This is a genomic window from Fulvivirga sediminis (genome assembly GCF_016757215.1).
GTDB classification, from domain to species: domain Bacteria; phylum Bacteroidota; class Bacteroidia; order Cytophagales; family Cyclobacteriaceae; genus Fulvivirga; species Fulvivirga sediminis.
This window is the reverse complement of sequence record NZ_JAESIY010000001.1, coordinates 218,129-232,943: the sequence shown is the minus strand read 5'-3', so window position 1 is coordinate 232,943 and position 14,815 is coordinate 218,129. Positions and strand designations below refer to the sequence as shown.

Below are 14,815 nucleotides of genomic sequence, written 5' to 3'. Positions count from 1 at the left end.
AATAATTAAATTCTCATTATTTATTACACCATACTGATCTAACTAAAATCTGGCTTTGAGACAAATAATCATTATTGGTGGCGGTTTATCAGGGTTGATTTGCTCTCTGAATTTACAAAAATCCGGCTTCCAAACATTAGTAATAGAGAAAAAAAATTATCCTTTCCACCGAGTTTGTGGTGAGTACATTTCTAATGAGGTCAGGCCTTTTTTAGCTAGTTTGGGAATACACCCGGAGGAGCTAAGCGCCGCCACATTAAATCATTTTCAGCTAAGCTCCGTAACTGGTAAAGAATTAATACTACCCTTGGACCTGGGAGGTTTCGGCATCAGTCGTTTCACGCTAGATCACTTTATTTACGAAAAAGCTAAGGCGGCAGGCGTTTCCTTTATCATCGGCAAAAAGGTGCAAAATGTGAAATACCTTCAAGATCATTTCGAGGTAGAATTACAGGGTGGAGCCATAGAAAAAGGCCACTTTGTGATAGGTGCTTATGGCAAGCGCTCCAAACTTGATCAGGTAATGAAAAGGAAATTTTTCTCCAAAAGATCTCCATACATGGGGGTCAAATATCACATCAACTACCCTGAACAAGCCCCTGATCTTATTTCTCTACACAATTTTAAAAATGGCTACTGTGGAATAAATAAAGTAGAAGGAAATGCATATAATTTGTGCTATCTCACTGCGCGCAGCAATTTGACCACCACTATTGCAGAAATGGAAGAAAACACTTTATTCGACAATCCATTTCTTAGAGAAATCTTCACTTCAGCAGAATTTATTTTTAAAAAGCCGCTTGTTATTAATGAAATATCCTTTGAAACGAAAGAACTAGTAGCTAATCATATCTTCATGTGTGGAGATGCAGCTGGTATGATTACCCCACTGTGCGGCAATGGTATGGCCATGGCCATACATTCCGCCAAAATACTGAGTGAGGTCATTATAAAATATGCTCACCAAAAAAATGCTCAGCTTATTATTGAAAAAGCGTATAACAAAGAATGGAATAAGTACTTTAAAGCCAGGCTATGGAAGGGCCGACAAATACAGAAACTATTCGGGCAATCATGGGTATCAAATGTGAGTGTGGAGCTGGCCAGAAAAGTACCGCCATTTGCTAATTTTATCATGAAACAAACTCACGGAGATCCGTTCTAAAAAGCCTTTACAGCTTGTAAAATTTGAGTGCTATCAATGAAAAAATAAATAAAAAATACGCTCAGGCATACTGCTGAGATCATATTGAGCCACATAGTATGTTTGTAATCAGCCTTGGTACTATCTTGGTAAACCTCAAGATACCAGATAGCAAAATATAATACTACTGGAGACATACTCCCTATAAACACCCACGCATACTTTACCTGCTGGTATTCCATAAAATAAAACACAAAACCAGCTACAGCCACTGTGAAGGCCACTGCCGTAAAATAAAACGTGCCTTTTATACCCAATTTCAAGCTAAGCGTATTATCTCCTCTCTTAGCATCTTCTTCATGCTGGTATATCTGAGTCATAGGGTAGGAGCCCCATAAAATCAGTGAACTCAGTAATGCCGGAATAATCACCTGTGGCCAAAGAAACACATTAAAGCCAAATCCATTTAAACCCATATATGTCATAACCAATGTGAAAGCGCCCTGAAACAAACCGGCAACAAACCAGCTAGCGAAAGGATATTTCTTAAGCCGGATTAATGGATGACTATAAGCTTTAGATACTAATCCATACACAAAAAGCATGATAGCAAATGGCCAGCTAATGGAAAGGCCCAACAAAATGGCTATTATATCAAAAACTAATGCCAGATAATAAAGCCCAAGAGAAACCTTTGGAGGATTTTTAAGCCCCCCAATGCTTTTCTCATCTTTATCAAAATAACTGTTATAGCCATTGCTAGCGGGATATAAAAAAAAATGCAGTGAAATAAAAACAATGACTAGGTTGCTTTCCTTAATGTTTGGTGAAATACTCAGACCAAATAGAAATACAGGTAAAAGGAAAAAAGAAAATGGTATTCTGAGATGCAGCCATGAAGATTTCTGAAACATAAAAATATTAATTTCCACCAAGATATTGATTTTTTAGTATTATTGAATGAATGAATGTATACATTACTGGCACAGGCACCGCCACCCCAGAACACAAAATAGCACAGGCCGAAGTCTGGAGATTTATGTCTAAGGCTCATCAAATGAATGAGCAGGAAAGCCAAAAACTACGATTACTCTACCGCGCCACAGGAATAGAGAACAGGTATTCGGTTATTCCTGATTATGGTAGCCAAAATACTAGAAGCTTTTACCCAGACACAGATAACCTTGAGCCATTTCCTTCTACAGAAAGCAGAGCCAATCTATTTAGATCAGAAGCTAAAAAATTGGGAGAAGAAGCTGCAAACCAAGCTCTTGAAAATGTAAGTAGGAATGAAATAACTCATCTAATTACAGTAAGCTGCACGGGCATGTATGCTCCAGGAATTGACATAGAACTGATTGATCAACTGGGCTTAAATACCTCAGTAGAGAGAACGGGCATTAATTTTATGGGATGTTATGCTGCTTTTAATGCAATAAAAACTGGCCGTTCCATTTGCCTCGGCACCCCTGATGCTAAAGTACTCATCGTTTGTGTGGAGCTATGCAGCATTCATTTTCAAAAAGAAAAAATAGCAGATTACCTGCTGGCTAATGCCATTTTTGGAGATGGAGCTGCCGCACTGGTTATGGAAGGCAAACCTTCTAGAAAACCAGCTCTACAAACAATGGCTTTTCATTGCGACCTTAACCCAGGAGGCAAAAAGGACATGGCTTGGAAGATTGGCAACTATGGATTTGAAATGCGCTTATCTTCGTACATCCCTTCGCTTATAGAACAAGATATTCTTCTTTTAACTAACCGATTACGGCAAAAGCATAGCATTGAAAGCTTTCAATATTATGCGATACACCCAGGAGGGAAAAAAATATTAGAAGTAATAGAAAAGCAATTAGGCATAAGCAGAGAAGACAATCGATTTGCCTATCAGATATTAAAAAAGTATGGCAATATGTCATCTACCACTATCATTTTTGTACTACAAGAGATCATGAAAAATCTGAAAGCAGATGACAATAATAAAAAACTATTGGCTTTAGCTTTTGGTCCAGGTTTAACGCTGGAAAGCATGATTTTAAACATCATTACTTAACCTTACTCCTATGCCCTCTAAATTTGAAAACCGCAGTAACGAGCCTGAGCTCATGGACGACCTTAACAGCTCAGGGCAGGTAATAGATCAGACACTTAAAGAGCTGGAGGTAATCAATAAATGGCTGGGGGGCAATTACGTTACCACCAACGGAATTTCAAAATTAGCATCCAACAGAAAGCAAACAGACTCACCTCTGATTATTGTGGATTTAGGATGTGGCAGCGGGGATATGCTCAAGCGTATAGCCCGGTGGGGCAGAAAAACGAAATTAAAGCTTCAACTCATCGGGATTGATGCTAATCCGAATATTATTGAATGGGCTAAAAATAACAGCAAAGACTATGATGAAATTAGTTACAAATGCCTCAATATATTCTCGGATGAATTTAAAAATATCAAATGTGACTTTATCACTGCCACACTTTTTACACATCATTTTACTGATAAAGAATTGATACAACTTTTAAAGCAATTTAGGCATCAGGCTAAGTTAGGAGTGGTTATTAATGATTTGCACCGCCATTGGTTCGCCTTCCACTCCATAAAAATCCTCACATCTGTATTTTCCAAGTCAGCAATGGTAAAATATGATGCAGCTCTTTCTGTATTAAGATCATTCAGGAAAAAAGATCTTCAAAAAATCTTAAATGAAAGTGGCTGCACGCAATATTCTCTGAAATGGCTTTGGGCCTTTCGTTGGCAACTGATTATTCGATTTTAAAGCCTCAGATTAGGCTGCAGAGCTTACTTCCAACATCGTCTCCTGAAGTTCTCTTTTCAGGTTATAATGAAAGCTAGGGAAATTAAGTAAATCCACATGCCTATTTAAAGTTTTCAATACCGTAATAACAGCTGTAAGTGCATCTACCTCCTTAAAAAAGACCTTATGTTCACTGTTATCATCTTCATTAAGTACCTCCTCTGTAAATTCATCCAGATGTCTCAGTTGTATTCTCTCTTCCTTAGGCTTCCAGTTCATCACAAACATCACCTTAAGGTATTCAGGCAATCTTTTTATAAATTCGGCAGACTCCTGATAAGATAAACTTTTTCTTATCGTGTGCAACACACGACTTACAGCTAAACCAGCTCTTTCTGGGTTGCCGAACCCCAACACTTGGTTAATTTCTTTGATCAGGCCATTATCCTTCAGCGCAAGATCAGAATAGTTTAGAGCTATTGTATTTTCCATATATTTACCTGATGCTAAATATGTTACTATTTGTTTTTCAGTTTAGCATCAGGTAAATAATCGTGCCAATGAGTAACAGCGCTATTTAAATGACATATTAGCAGTATACCCCGTCACTTTTGGCAGATTGTTCGTAGACTGTTTTCACACTGTGGTGAGGCGTAATGCCACTATTCCACAACCCATTCTACTTTGTCAGCTATATCCTTTCTTCTGCCTTTAGGCCACTTATCAGACTTAGGCATACCGATATATAAAAAGCCTAGTAACTTATCATCTTCACCTAGGTTAAAAAAAGGCTTTACCTCCTCATTAAAAGTAATGCCGCCTGTACTCCAATAGCAGCCTATTTTATGAGCTGAAGCAGTAAGCAACATATTTTGCACAGCACAAGCAGTAGCGCATACCTCTTCTATTTCAGGTAAAATAGGAGTTCTTTTCATGCCTATAGCTATAATATGAGAGCATTCTAATGGTTTGGATAATAGCTTTTCATATTTTCCTTCATCAAATGAATCCTGATTTTTGTTCTTATAAAAATCTGCCTGAAACTGACCTAATTTTTTTAACCCCTCACCTTTATAAACCATGAATCTCCAAGGCTCAGTGAGCTTATGAGTAGGAGCCCAGTTTGCATTTTCAAGCATTTGTTCAATTATAGCATCATCTACCTCTTCACCCGAAAACATATTGGTATAAATAGATCGCCTATCACGAATCATATCATTAACCGCTGTTGTAAAATCCATCTTTTATCTTTTATTTATTCTTTAATTTTCAAACGCTAATCTCGCAGAATAGCTTATTTAATATAAAATTTAAAGTTAAATCAATGAAGTTTTTTATTGCACACCTTTTTTTGCTTTTGTTGATATCTCCCTATACGCATGGTCAGAAAAAGTCATTAAAAACCGTATTCGAAAACACCGAAGGAAAACAAACTGGCACCTACGAGGAAACTATTCAGTTCTACAAAAGGCTATCTGCAGAATCACCCTATATTTCTATTCAAGAGGTTGGCGAAACTGATAGTGGTTTCCCTCTGCATCTGGTTTTATTTGATACTGATGAAAATTTTGATCTGGAAGCCGCTAGGTCAAAAGGTAAAACCATCATTCTGATTAACAATGGCATCCACCCTGGTGAGCCAGATGGCATAGAAGCTTCTGAAATGCTACTGAGAGATTATGCCACTAATAAAAGAAATAGAGCGCAATTAAAGGACGTAACGCTAGCTATTATTCCTTTATATAACATTGGTGGAGCCCTAAAAAGAGGGGAGCATAGCCGGGCTAATCAAAACGGACCTAAGTCTTATGGTTTTAGAGGAAATGCCAGAAATTATGATCTTAACCGTGATTTCATAAAAGCAGACAGCAAAAATGCCCGAGCCTTCTATAAAATATATCAAATGGTGCTACCTGATATTTTTATTGATACGCATGTGAGTAACGGGGCCGATTACCAATACAGCATTACTCACTTGGCTACTCAGCACAATAAGCTAGGGAAAGATATGGGAGGCTATTTGCATGAAGAATTTACGCCTGCACTAGAGCAGAAAATGAGGGAAAAGAAAACCGAAATAACGCCTTATGTAAATGTTTACAATACCACGCCGGATGCTGAAGGTATCATCCAATTTATGGATTACCCAAGATATTCTACAGGCTACACCACACTTTTCAACACCCTGGGTTTTATGATAGAAACACATATGTTAAAGCCGTTTGATGTACGTGTAAAAGCTACTTATAACTTTCTTGAAAGCGTTATAGAAATAGCGATTAAAGACGGGAAAGAAATACAGCAACTACATCACAGTTATAGGTTAAACCCAGGAGATCTGCACTACCTAGATTGGGAAGTAGATAAGAAAAATCCAGAAATGTTTGCCTTTAAAGGATATGAAGGAGAAATGATTGAAAGTAAATTCACAGGCCAAAAAAGGCTTTTTTATGATCGTAAAAAGCCTTTCACCAAAGAAATACCTTACTATACTAACTTTAAAGGCACCACTAATGTAATAGTGCCGAAGGCCTATGTTATTCCTCAAGGATGGCATGAGGTAATAGACCGGTTAAAATGGTCTGATATAGATTTTTCAAGATTTGAAAATGATACTGTTATTAATGTAGAAACCTATCGTATCCAAAACTATACTACAGCTTCTAAGCCATACGAGGGCCATTATAGGCATTCAGATATAAAACTAATAAAGGATAAAAAGAATATCGATTTTCGCAAAGGAGATTATATCTTCTACATCAATCAACCAGGAGGCAGGTTTTTAATAGAAACATTAGAGCCACAAGCTCCTGACTCTTACTTCAGCTGGAATTTCTTTGACACCATTTTACAACAAAAAGAACATTTTTCTCCTTACGTTTTTGAAGATATTGCCTATGAGCTTTTACAAAATGACGCTCAGTTAAAAGACGCTTTTGAAAAAAAGAAAAAAGAAGATGAAGGATTTGCCTCTAGCAGTTACAGTCAGCTCAGCTTCATTTATGAGCATTCTCCATACTACGAAGAAGCACACCTTAACTACCCCATATACAGACTGGTAGATTAATAAAAATTATGTCATTTAGCAATTAGCATAGGTAACTAAAACATTATTCTAATGAGATTAATGAATCTGCATCCATCCACAAATTAATGCAGATTACTATAAGGTTTTTTGAGCCAAGCATTGTAAGCTATAAAAGTAATTGCTTATTTTGCTTACTTTAAAAATGGGATGTTAGCTCAGTTGGTTCAGAGCACTGCCTTGACAGGGCAGGGGTCGTTGGTTCGAGTCCAATACATCCCACTTTCCTTTCTCCCACCCAGTATTGGGCATTTTCACTTTTCATTTTGAAACATTATATGCCCTAAAAAAGTGGATTTGTTTCCCCTTCATGCTGCATTAGTTTTATTTTTATTCATAAAAAACTATTAATTTTCACTTTAGAAACTAAATCTATTATTTACAGATAATTTTCCATGAAACCCTCACGTATGAAACCAAACCACAAAATCACTTTTCCCACCATGGTTGTGATGTTATTACTTTGCTTTTGTTTTAGCAGCCATGGCCAGCAAAAAGTAGCAGACACTGACAAAAAGGTAGACGAACTTCTGTCTAAAATGTCTATCGAGGAAAAGGTAGGTCAAATGACACAGGTTACCATTGACTTGATTTTAAAAAACAATTCCACTACCGAAATCGATTCAGATAAACTAAACCAAGCTTTATTAGAAAAACATGTAGGTTCAATACTCAATGTAAAAGGACATGCTTATACCATGGAAACGTGGCATAAAATTCAAAAGGGCATACAAGATGTGGCCACCAAAAAAACTGAACATAAAATACCCGTTTTATACGGAATAGATGCTATACATGGAGCCAACTATATTGAAGGGGCAGTGCTTTACCCTCATAACATAGGTATGGCAGCTACTCGTAATCCTGAGTTGGTAAAAGAATCTGCTCGCCTTACAGCCATAGAAACCAGAGCCAGCGGTATTCGTTGGAATTTTGATCCTGTTTTAGGCCTGGGAAGACAGCCTTTGTGGTCTCGCTTTGAAGAAACCTTTGGTGAAGATGTTTACCTAGTATCTGAAATGGGAAGTGCGGCTATTAAAGCTTACCAAGGAGATGACCTTAGTGCCTACTCTTCTGTAGCTGCATGTCTAAAGCACTTCTTAGGATATTCATTACCTGCCAGTGGCAAAGATAGAACACCTGCTTATATCACTGATTATACAATCAATGAATACTTGTTGCCTCCATTCCAGGCAGCTGTAGATGCTAAAGCTGCCACAGCTATGATCAACTCGGCAGAAATCAATGGAGTACCTGTACATGGAAGCAAGTATTACCTAACAGAAGTTTTGAGAAATCAGTTAGGCTTCAAAGGTGTAGCCGTTTCTGATTGGGAAGATGTAATAAGACTACACACCAGGCACCACATAGCCTCCACCCCTAAAGAGGCTGTAAGAATAGCTGTAGAAGCAGGTCTTGACATGAGCATGGTGCCCATGGATTATTCATTTTATGATCTATTGGTAGAGCTAGTCAAAGAAGGCACCATAAAAGAATCAAGACTAGACCTTTCTGTAAGAAGAATTTTGAAACTCAAATATGAGCTTGGTTTATTTGACAATGCCTATCCTGAAAAGGAAGCTATGAAACTAGTAGATAGAAAGAAAGAAGAAGAAGTAGCCAAAACAGCCGCTTTAGAATCTATGACTTTATTAAAGAATGAAAATAGCGTATTGCCACTACCTAAAAACGCCAAAGTATTATTAGCTGGTCCTGCGGCCAATGACGTAACTTCTCTACACAGCTCATGGTCTTATGTATGGCAAGGCAGTGATGTAAGTCAATATCCGAAAAGCACTAAAACTATAAAAGCAGCTTTGGAAGAAAAACTAGGAGCAGCCAATGTTACATGCCAATCTACTGCAGACTACGCAGCTAAAGCTAATTATGATGTTAACCAGTTTAAAAACAAAGCCGCTGGTTATGACTATATTGTACTTTGCCTGGGAGAAAAAGCCTATGCAGAAAGCCCTGGTAGTATTAATGATCTTACCCTGCCGGAGGAGCAAATAGAACTTGCCCAAGCAGCCATAGCCTCAGGAAAAAAAGTGATCTTAGTATTGGTAGAAGGTCGTCCGCGCATTGTTTCTTCATTTGTAGATGACATCCTTGCAGTATTAATGGCCTACAGGCCTTCTACAAAAGGAGCCGAAGCGATTGCCGATGTACTAGTAGGAGACTATAACCCTAATGGTATACTGCCTTATTCTTACCCTAGGTACACTGGTGATCTTATTAAATATGATTTCAAGTATAGCGAGGCCATAAAAGAAGATGTGCCTAATGAATATACCTTAGGAGAATTTAGCGGTCAATGGCCATTTGGTCATGGTCTGAGCTATACCACTTTTGAGGTATCAGATCTTAAGTCTGATAAAACTACCTTCACGCAATCAGACGTATTGAATATTACAGCTAAGGTAAAAAATACTGGTAAGAGAGAAGGTAAAGTGGCGATTGAACTATATTCCAGTGATCTCTATGCCTCCATCACACCTAATAATAAAAGGTTAAAAGGATTTGAAAAAATCAGCCTAAAGCCTGGGGAAGAAAAAACGGTGAGCTTTAAAATAGATCCTAAAGACCTGGCTTTTGTAAATGCTGAAGGTAAAAAAGTGACAGAACCTGGTGAATTTGTATTCACGGTGAAGGACAAAAAAGTGAAGGTCACGTATAAGTAAACTTATTTTAAGAATAATGGCTGAGGCTGAAAAGCTTCAGCCTTTTTATTCTGAAGAATAATGAATAGGTATTATTATTTTAAAATAGGCGAAATTAGATTGATTAGCCACATACATTACACGTCCGCCTACGCGAGAAACCGCCATTTTAACCATATATAGCCCCAAGCCAACATTACCATGAATAGCTGCCGAACGGGTGAACATTTCAAATAGAGATGGAATATCGTCTTCTCTTATGCCAATACCATTATCCACAATGTTAATTTCCAGTACCTCCTCGTCTTGAAGAGCGTTTATTTCTATAGTATGTTTTTCTTTCGTAGTATCTATAAATTTTATAGCATTATCCAGCAAGTCTGAAAGGGCAAATTTTAATAGATTATAATCCGAATAAACATAAAGACTATCTTGACAACGCATCTTTACAGAAAAAGCCTCCAACCGTAGCTTGTTTTCCTTTACGAGTTGCTCTATTAATGAATTAACATCTATTTGTACGGGCTCTACCCGGGCCACACTTACATCATGCACTGATGACAATCTTGACAGAATCCTATTAAGATACTGAGAATCGTTATAAAACATATTAAAGTAGGCCCTGGCCTTCTTTTCCTTAACCTCCATAAGTGCAAGATTAGATAAACCTAAAAGCCTGGCTAGCGGTCCTTTTATGTCATGGGCTGTTTTATATATGAAAGTATCCAGCTCCTGATAAGACTTTTCCAGTTGCTTATTTTTCTGCTGTATGATTTTCCTTCTTTCCTCTGCCCTCCGGGTTTCCAGCCTTTCATTTTCTAAAGTCTGCTGTGCCAGTACGTTTTTTATCACATTAATTCTTTCTGCCAAACCTATAGAAAGCAAAGCTACCTCTAAAAGAATACCTATTTGAACAGCGTATTGACTCATGTCACTGGCCAATGCCCCACTTAAACGCTCTAGCGCAAAAACAATCCCGCCTACAAGAAAAAATGCATTAGCAGCCATAAAATAGCGGGCAGGTGTAAAGCCGCGCCTTATATTCTTGATGGCTAGTATAAAAATAAGTAAAAAGCTCGTAGCAGCAGAAATTATAACCAGCGTACGCCCTAGCTTCCAGAAACCAATGAACATGATCAGTACAAGTAAAACTTGCAGTATCATCATGACCAAAGTGGCCTTACTGAGCTTTCGATTTCTTTTATTAGTTTGTAAAAAACTTCTGGCAAAAGCCAGATAGGTGAAGGTTACAAAGGCAGGCGATAAGAACCTAATATAGAGATCTACTCTGGGCGAGTTCATTAATAAATAATCTGTCAGATAACCACTGTTGGAAGAAAAAAACAGAATCAGAAAAAACAGGAAGATAACATAGTACAGATAGCTGGCGCTTCTAAGAGTAGTAAAGAGAAAAAAGTTATAGAAGAACATTATAAAAAGTGCCCCATAAAACAACGCCTGAAATATTTTCTTTCGGTCAAAATTCAGGTAATAGGCATCTCCTGCATACAGCTTTATAGATTTTAAAGTGAATTTTTTAAACTGATAAGAAATGTCTGTAGTACTTTTTAGCTTTACGTATACCTTGCGAACACTTTTAGCAGGAATCTCAATATTATGAAAAACCATAAGCCCAGATTTAACAGGTCTGTCATTTACATTAAATAAATCACCGCTTTTGGCCTGCCTTATTAATAGATTACTTTCATTTAGTATATAAAAATCAACCCAGTCTGTAAAAGTGAAATTGATTTTACCCTGCACGTTATCTTCAAGTTGATTTTCTATGGTAAAAGAAATCCATTGACTTTTTTCCAGAGAGCTCCCCCTCTCAAATGCCACAAAATTTCCTTGAGTCAAAGCTTCTTCTAAAGACTCATCTCCATTAATATTCCAGTACCTCAAATATGGAGTAAGATCAGTAACACTATTTGGCTCCCTTAGTACGAGCCTATTGTGTTGAGCTACTACTCCATTAGCCACAACCAAATTCAGCAGCACACTCCAAAATATTATTACTGGTTTAAAAGCCATCAATATCCAGATTTATTTTAGACTTTAATTACAGCTGCCCCTACTAGTAGTAACCCTTTTATATCGGATGAAATATGATAAAATTTCCACTGAATATTATTTTCAAATGAAATTACAATTACTTCCTTTACTCCACTGGCGGTTAACGATTTATTTCTCGATTTTCACTGTTACATAAAAGTTACCTACTTTTTTCTCATGAAGCTACTTAGAAATTTTTCTATCAGTATATTTTTTTTACTGATTTGTGCGGAGGTAAATGGTCAGATTATCAGACTCAACAGTGAGCAAGAAGAAAAAATTGTGGCCATCAATCACTTAAAATTTTATCAGGATGCTACCGGAAAAACGTCATTCGAAAAACTGAAGCACGAACCTGAACTCTTCAGAAGCAATCAAAACTTTGCTGTGAAAGATTTTGACCCTAGCTCTACCTATTGGGTAAAAATGAAGGTGCGATTTCCTGAAGGAACACAAAAGCAGTGGATTATTGAGTTTTATGACCAAACTATAGACCACATAGAAGCCTATATACCCAATAAAAACGGAAAATATAAAAAGCTCATTTTAGGCGATCGCTACAATTTTGATCAGAAACCTTTTTTACATAAAAACTTTGAAATACCACTAGATTCAGAGCTTAAAGGTACACAAGAGTTTTATTTCATGTTTCGCTCAGCCACCAAGGCCGATGTGAGAATAGCCCTTAGAACCATCAACAGATTCATTCATTATTCACTTAATGAGTATTACCTCTATGGTCTATTTTATGGCATGATATTAATTATCAGCCTTTATAACTTACTCATTTACACAGCCATTCGCGAAAGCAAATATCTTTTTTACACATTTTATATTCTAAGTGTGGGCGTGTATGCTATGTGCGTAGATGGCATAGCGTACCAATACCTATGGCCTAACTGGCCTGACTGGAATCAGATTGCCTATGGTTTTGCTCTCTTTCTGCTTATTTTCTGGTCACTGGTATTTGGTCAGAGGTTTTTAAACACCAAAGTAAGGGCCCCTAAGTTGCATATCATTTTGCAATGGACTATTGTGCTGAGAACTGCATTATTTTTATATGCTCTTTTCATTGATAATTCTATGTTTGAGAAAAGAAACATAGAAATCATTCCGCTCTCTCTCATTTTCTATGCAGGCATTTACGTACTTATAAGAGGTTATAAACCCGCCCGTTTTTTCGTAATGGCTTATGGCATGTTGTTCTTGGGATTTTTGTTCAAAGCTTTGCTTAATCTTACCTTTTTGCCTTTCAATATCATCACCTATTACAGCCTGCACATATGCTTCTTGTTTGAAATGTTGTTTCTAAGCTTCGCCCTGAGCGATAGGGTAAGAATACTAAAAGATAACCGTGATAGGGCTCTTAAAAGAACGCTAATTCAGCACCAGGAAAATGTAAAACTGAAAGACAAGGTAAATAAGGAGCTGGAAAACCTGGTAGCCAAAAGAACCAAGCAGCTAGAAGAAAAAAATCTGCTTTTGGAGCAAAGCAATCAAAAGCTGTATGAGCAAACTAACGAGATTAATAAGATTAACTCTATGTTAGACCTGGATAACTGGAAGTTAAAAAACAATATAAAGGAAATTCTCCAAGACCGGCTAATCAATAAAAACCTGACTCCGGAACAGTTTAATAATATTTTCCCTGATAAAATTAGTTGTTATAAATTTCTTGAAAAGCTTAAATGGGGGGCTGGTTATGAATGTCAGAAATGTGGTAACACCAAATATTCAGACGGACAATCAAAATTAGCTAGAAGGTGTTCTAAATGTGGTTATGACGAATCGATAACCAGCCACACCGTATTTCATCGAATAAAATTTCCTATTGAAAAGGCCTTTTATATACTTTATATTACCAATAACAAAGATGTTGATTACACTCTAGACGAACTCAGTGAGATGCTAGATCTTCGTCGTAATACGGTTTGGAACTTCAAAAAGAAAATTGAAAGTGTATACCAGTCTGCAGACAGCTCGAACATACTTATCCATGATCTTTTTACTGCCCACCTGAATTAAAACAACTTATAATGGCCTCCTCTTCTAAAAAGCGAGGTATCCATTGTAGGGACATGACGCCCTTTCATGTGCCTCTCTACTGAAGCATGAAAAAGCTGTGAGATTATATCAGATATCTGCCCGGATCCACGCATCCTACGACCAAACTCACTATCATTTACATTTCCACCGTGAACTTCACAGATTTGGTTCCACACCTTATCAAATCGGTCAGGAAAGTTCTTCCTCAGCCAATCTTCAAAGACTTCTCCAATATATCCATTGAGCCTGACCACAGTGTAGCCTGCAGAAACAGCTCCATGATCTGCCGCAGCTTTTATGATCTGAGGAATTTCATGATGGTTTAAACCTGGAATAATAGGAGCATTCATAATCGACACTGGTACTCCTGCTTTGGTCATTTGCTCTATAGCCTTCAGCTTTCTGGCTGCACTTGCTGTCCGAGGTTCTAGTTTAGACCTCAACTTTTCATCTAAAGAGGTGATCGACAAAGTTACTCTCACCAAATTAAGCTTTGCCAATTCACTCAGGATATCAAGATCTCTGAGCATAGTTACATTCTTAGAAATAATGCCAACCGGGTTCCTGTATTTCAAAAAGACCTCTAGCAGTTTCCTTGTAATCCCTAATTTCCTCTCTATTGGCTGATAACAGTCAGTATTACCAGATAGCATAATGGTTTCAGGTTTCCATGATTTTTGAAGAAAATGCTTCTCTAGAAGCTCAGGGGCATTTTTCTTAACTATTATTTTTGTTTCAAAATCAAGACCTGCATTATACCCCCAATATTCATGTGTTTTACGAGCATAACAATAGATACAGCCATGCTCACACCCCTGATATGGATTCAATGAATAGGCCATACCTACGTCAGGGCTTTCTACCTTGTTTACTATTTTTTTGGGAGTCTCATATAAAATCTGAGTAGGAATTTGCTCCATCAGCAGTTCTTCATCCAGCCCTTCCCAGTGCTCTGTTACGTACTCCTGACTTAGATAAGGATTCTTGGTTTGAATTTGTGATCCTCTTCCTTTTCTATAATCTCGATCCATAAAGTAAATTTACCAATATTTTTAGTAATTACTACTTT

The 14,815-nt window shown here is 37.3% G+C and carries 11 protein-coding genes and 1 tRNA gene; 7 read left to right on the top strand and 5 right to left on the bottom strand.

What is annotated here, in order from left to right; genetic code table 11:
• The first annotated feature begins 55 nt into the window (after window positions 1–55).
• Window positions 56–1,165, top strand: a complete 1,110-nt coding sequence (locus JL102_RS01050; RefSeq protein ID WP_237390284.1) for an NAD(P)/FAD-dependent oxidoreductase — start codon at window positions 56–58, stop codon at window positions 1,163–1,165.
• Here the strand turns inward: JL102_RS01050 and JL102_RS01045 are convergent.
• Window positions 1,162–2,058 (bottom strand): UbiA family prenyltransferase, encoded by an 897-nt coding sequence (locus JL102_RS01045; protein WP_202241741.1) that lies wholly within the window; start codon window positions 2,056–2,058, stop codon window positions 1,162–1,164. The genes JL102_RS01050 and JL102_RS01045 overlap by 4 nt on opposite strands.
• Before the next feature lie 50 nt (window positions 2,059–2,108).
• Between JL102_RS01045 and JL102_RS01040 the strand changes: the two genes are divergently transcribed.
• Both JL102_RS01040 and JL102_RS01035 read left to right on the top strand, forming a co-directional pair.
• Window positions 2,109–3,197, top strand: coding sequence for a type III polyketide synthase (locus tag JL102_RS01040; RefSeq protein ID WP_202241739.1), 1,089 nt, complete (start codon window positions 2,109–2,111; stop codon window positions 3,195–3,197).
• A gap of 10 nt (window positions 3,198–3,207) precedes the next feature.
• A complete protein-coding gene (locus tag JL102_RS01035; protein WP_202241737.1) occupies window positions 3,208–3,921 on the top strand; it encodes a methyltransferase domain-containing protein in 714 nt (237 codons plus the stop codon).
• Between the two features lie 9 nt (window positions 3,922–3,930).
• Here JL102_RS01035 and JL102_RS01030 read toward each other — a convergent pair whose 3' ends face one another.
• On the bottom strand, window positions 3,931–4,392 hold the full coding sequence (locus tag JL102_RS01030; protein WP_202241735.1) for a DUF2267 domain-containing protein: 462 nt from the start codon (window positions 4,390–4,392) through the stop codon (window positions 3,931–3,933).
• A 170-nt stretch (window positions 4,393–4,562) separates the two neighbouring features.
• Window positions 4,563–5,141 carry a nitroreductase family protein gene (locus tag JL102_RS01025; RefSeq protein WP_202241733.1) on the bottom strand — a complete coding sequence of 193 codons (579 nt, stop codon included), beginning with the start codon at window positions 5,139–5,141 and terminating at the stop codon, window positions 4,563–4,565.
• Window positions 5,142–5,224: 83 nt separating this feature from the next.
• Here JL102_RS01025 and JL102_RS01020 point away from each other — a divergent pair, with 83 nt between their 5' ends.
• The 3 genes from JL102_RS01020 (at window position 5,225) to JL102_RS01010 (ending at window position 9,666) form a co-directional block, all read left to right on the top strand.
• Complete coding sequence (locus tag JL102_RS01020; protein ID WP_202241731.1) at window positions 5,225–6,967, top strand: M14 family metallopeptidase; 1,743 nt, start codon at window positions 5,225–5,227, stop codon at window positions 6,965–6,967.
• A 165-nt stretch (window positions 6,968–7,132) separates the two neighbouring features.
• Window positions 7,133–7,207, top strand: a tRNA-Val gene (locus JL102_RS01015).
• Window positions 7,208–7,395: 188 nt separating this feature from the next.
• A complete protein-coding gene (locus tag JL102_RS01010; protein ID WP_237390282.1) occupies window positions 7,396–9,666 on the top strand; it encodes a glycoside hydrolase family 3 N-terminal domain-containing protein in 2,271 nt (756 codons plus the stop codon).
• A 45-nt stretch (window positions 9,667–9,711) separates the two neighbouring features.
• Here the strand turns inward: JL102_RS01010 and JL102_RS01005 are convergent, their stop codons facing one another.
• The gene (locus tag JL102_RS01005) at window positions 9,712–11,679 is read right to left on the bottom strand and encodes a sensor histidine kinase (RefSeq protein WP_202241729.1); all 1,968 of its coding nucleotides are present in this window, start codon (window positions 11,677–11,679) and stop codon (window positions 9,712–9,714) included.
• 198 nt (window positions 11,680–11,877) lie between these two features.
• On the opposite strand from JL102_RS01005, the gene JL102_RS01000 reads away from it, so the two are divergent.
• Window positions 11,878–13,725, top strand: a complete 1,848-nt coding sequence (locus JL102_RS01000) for a 7TM diverse intracellular signaling domain-containing protein (RefSeq protein WP_202241726.1) — start codon at window positions 11,878–11,880, stop codon at window positions 13,723–13,725.
• Here JL102_RS01000 and JL102_RS00995 read toward each other — a convergent pair.
• Window positions 13,722–14,777, bottom strand: coding sequence for a PA0069 family radical SAM protein (locus JL102_RS00995; protein WP_202241725.1), 1,056 nt, complete (start codon window positions 14,775–14,777; stop codon window positions 13,722–13,724). The two genes, JL102_RS01000 and JL102_RS00995, sit on opposite strands and share 4 nt — an antisense overlap.
• Between the last annotated feature and the right edge of the window lie 38 nt (window positions 14,778–14,815).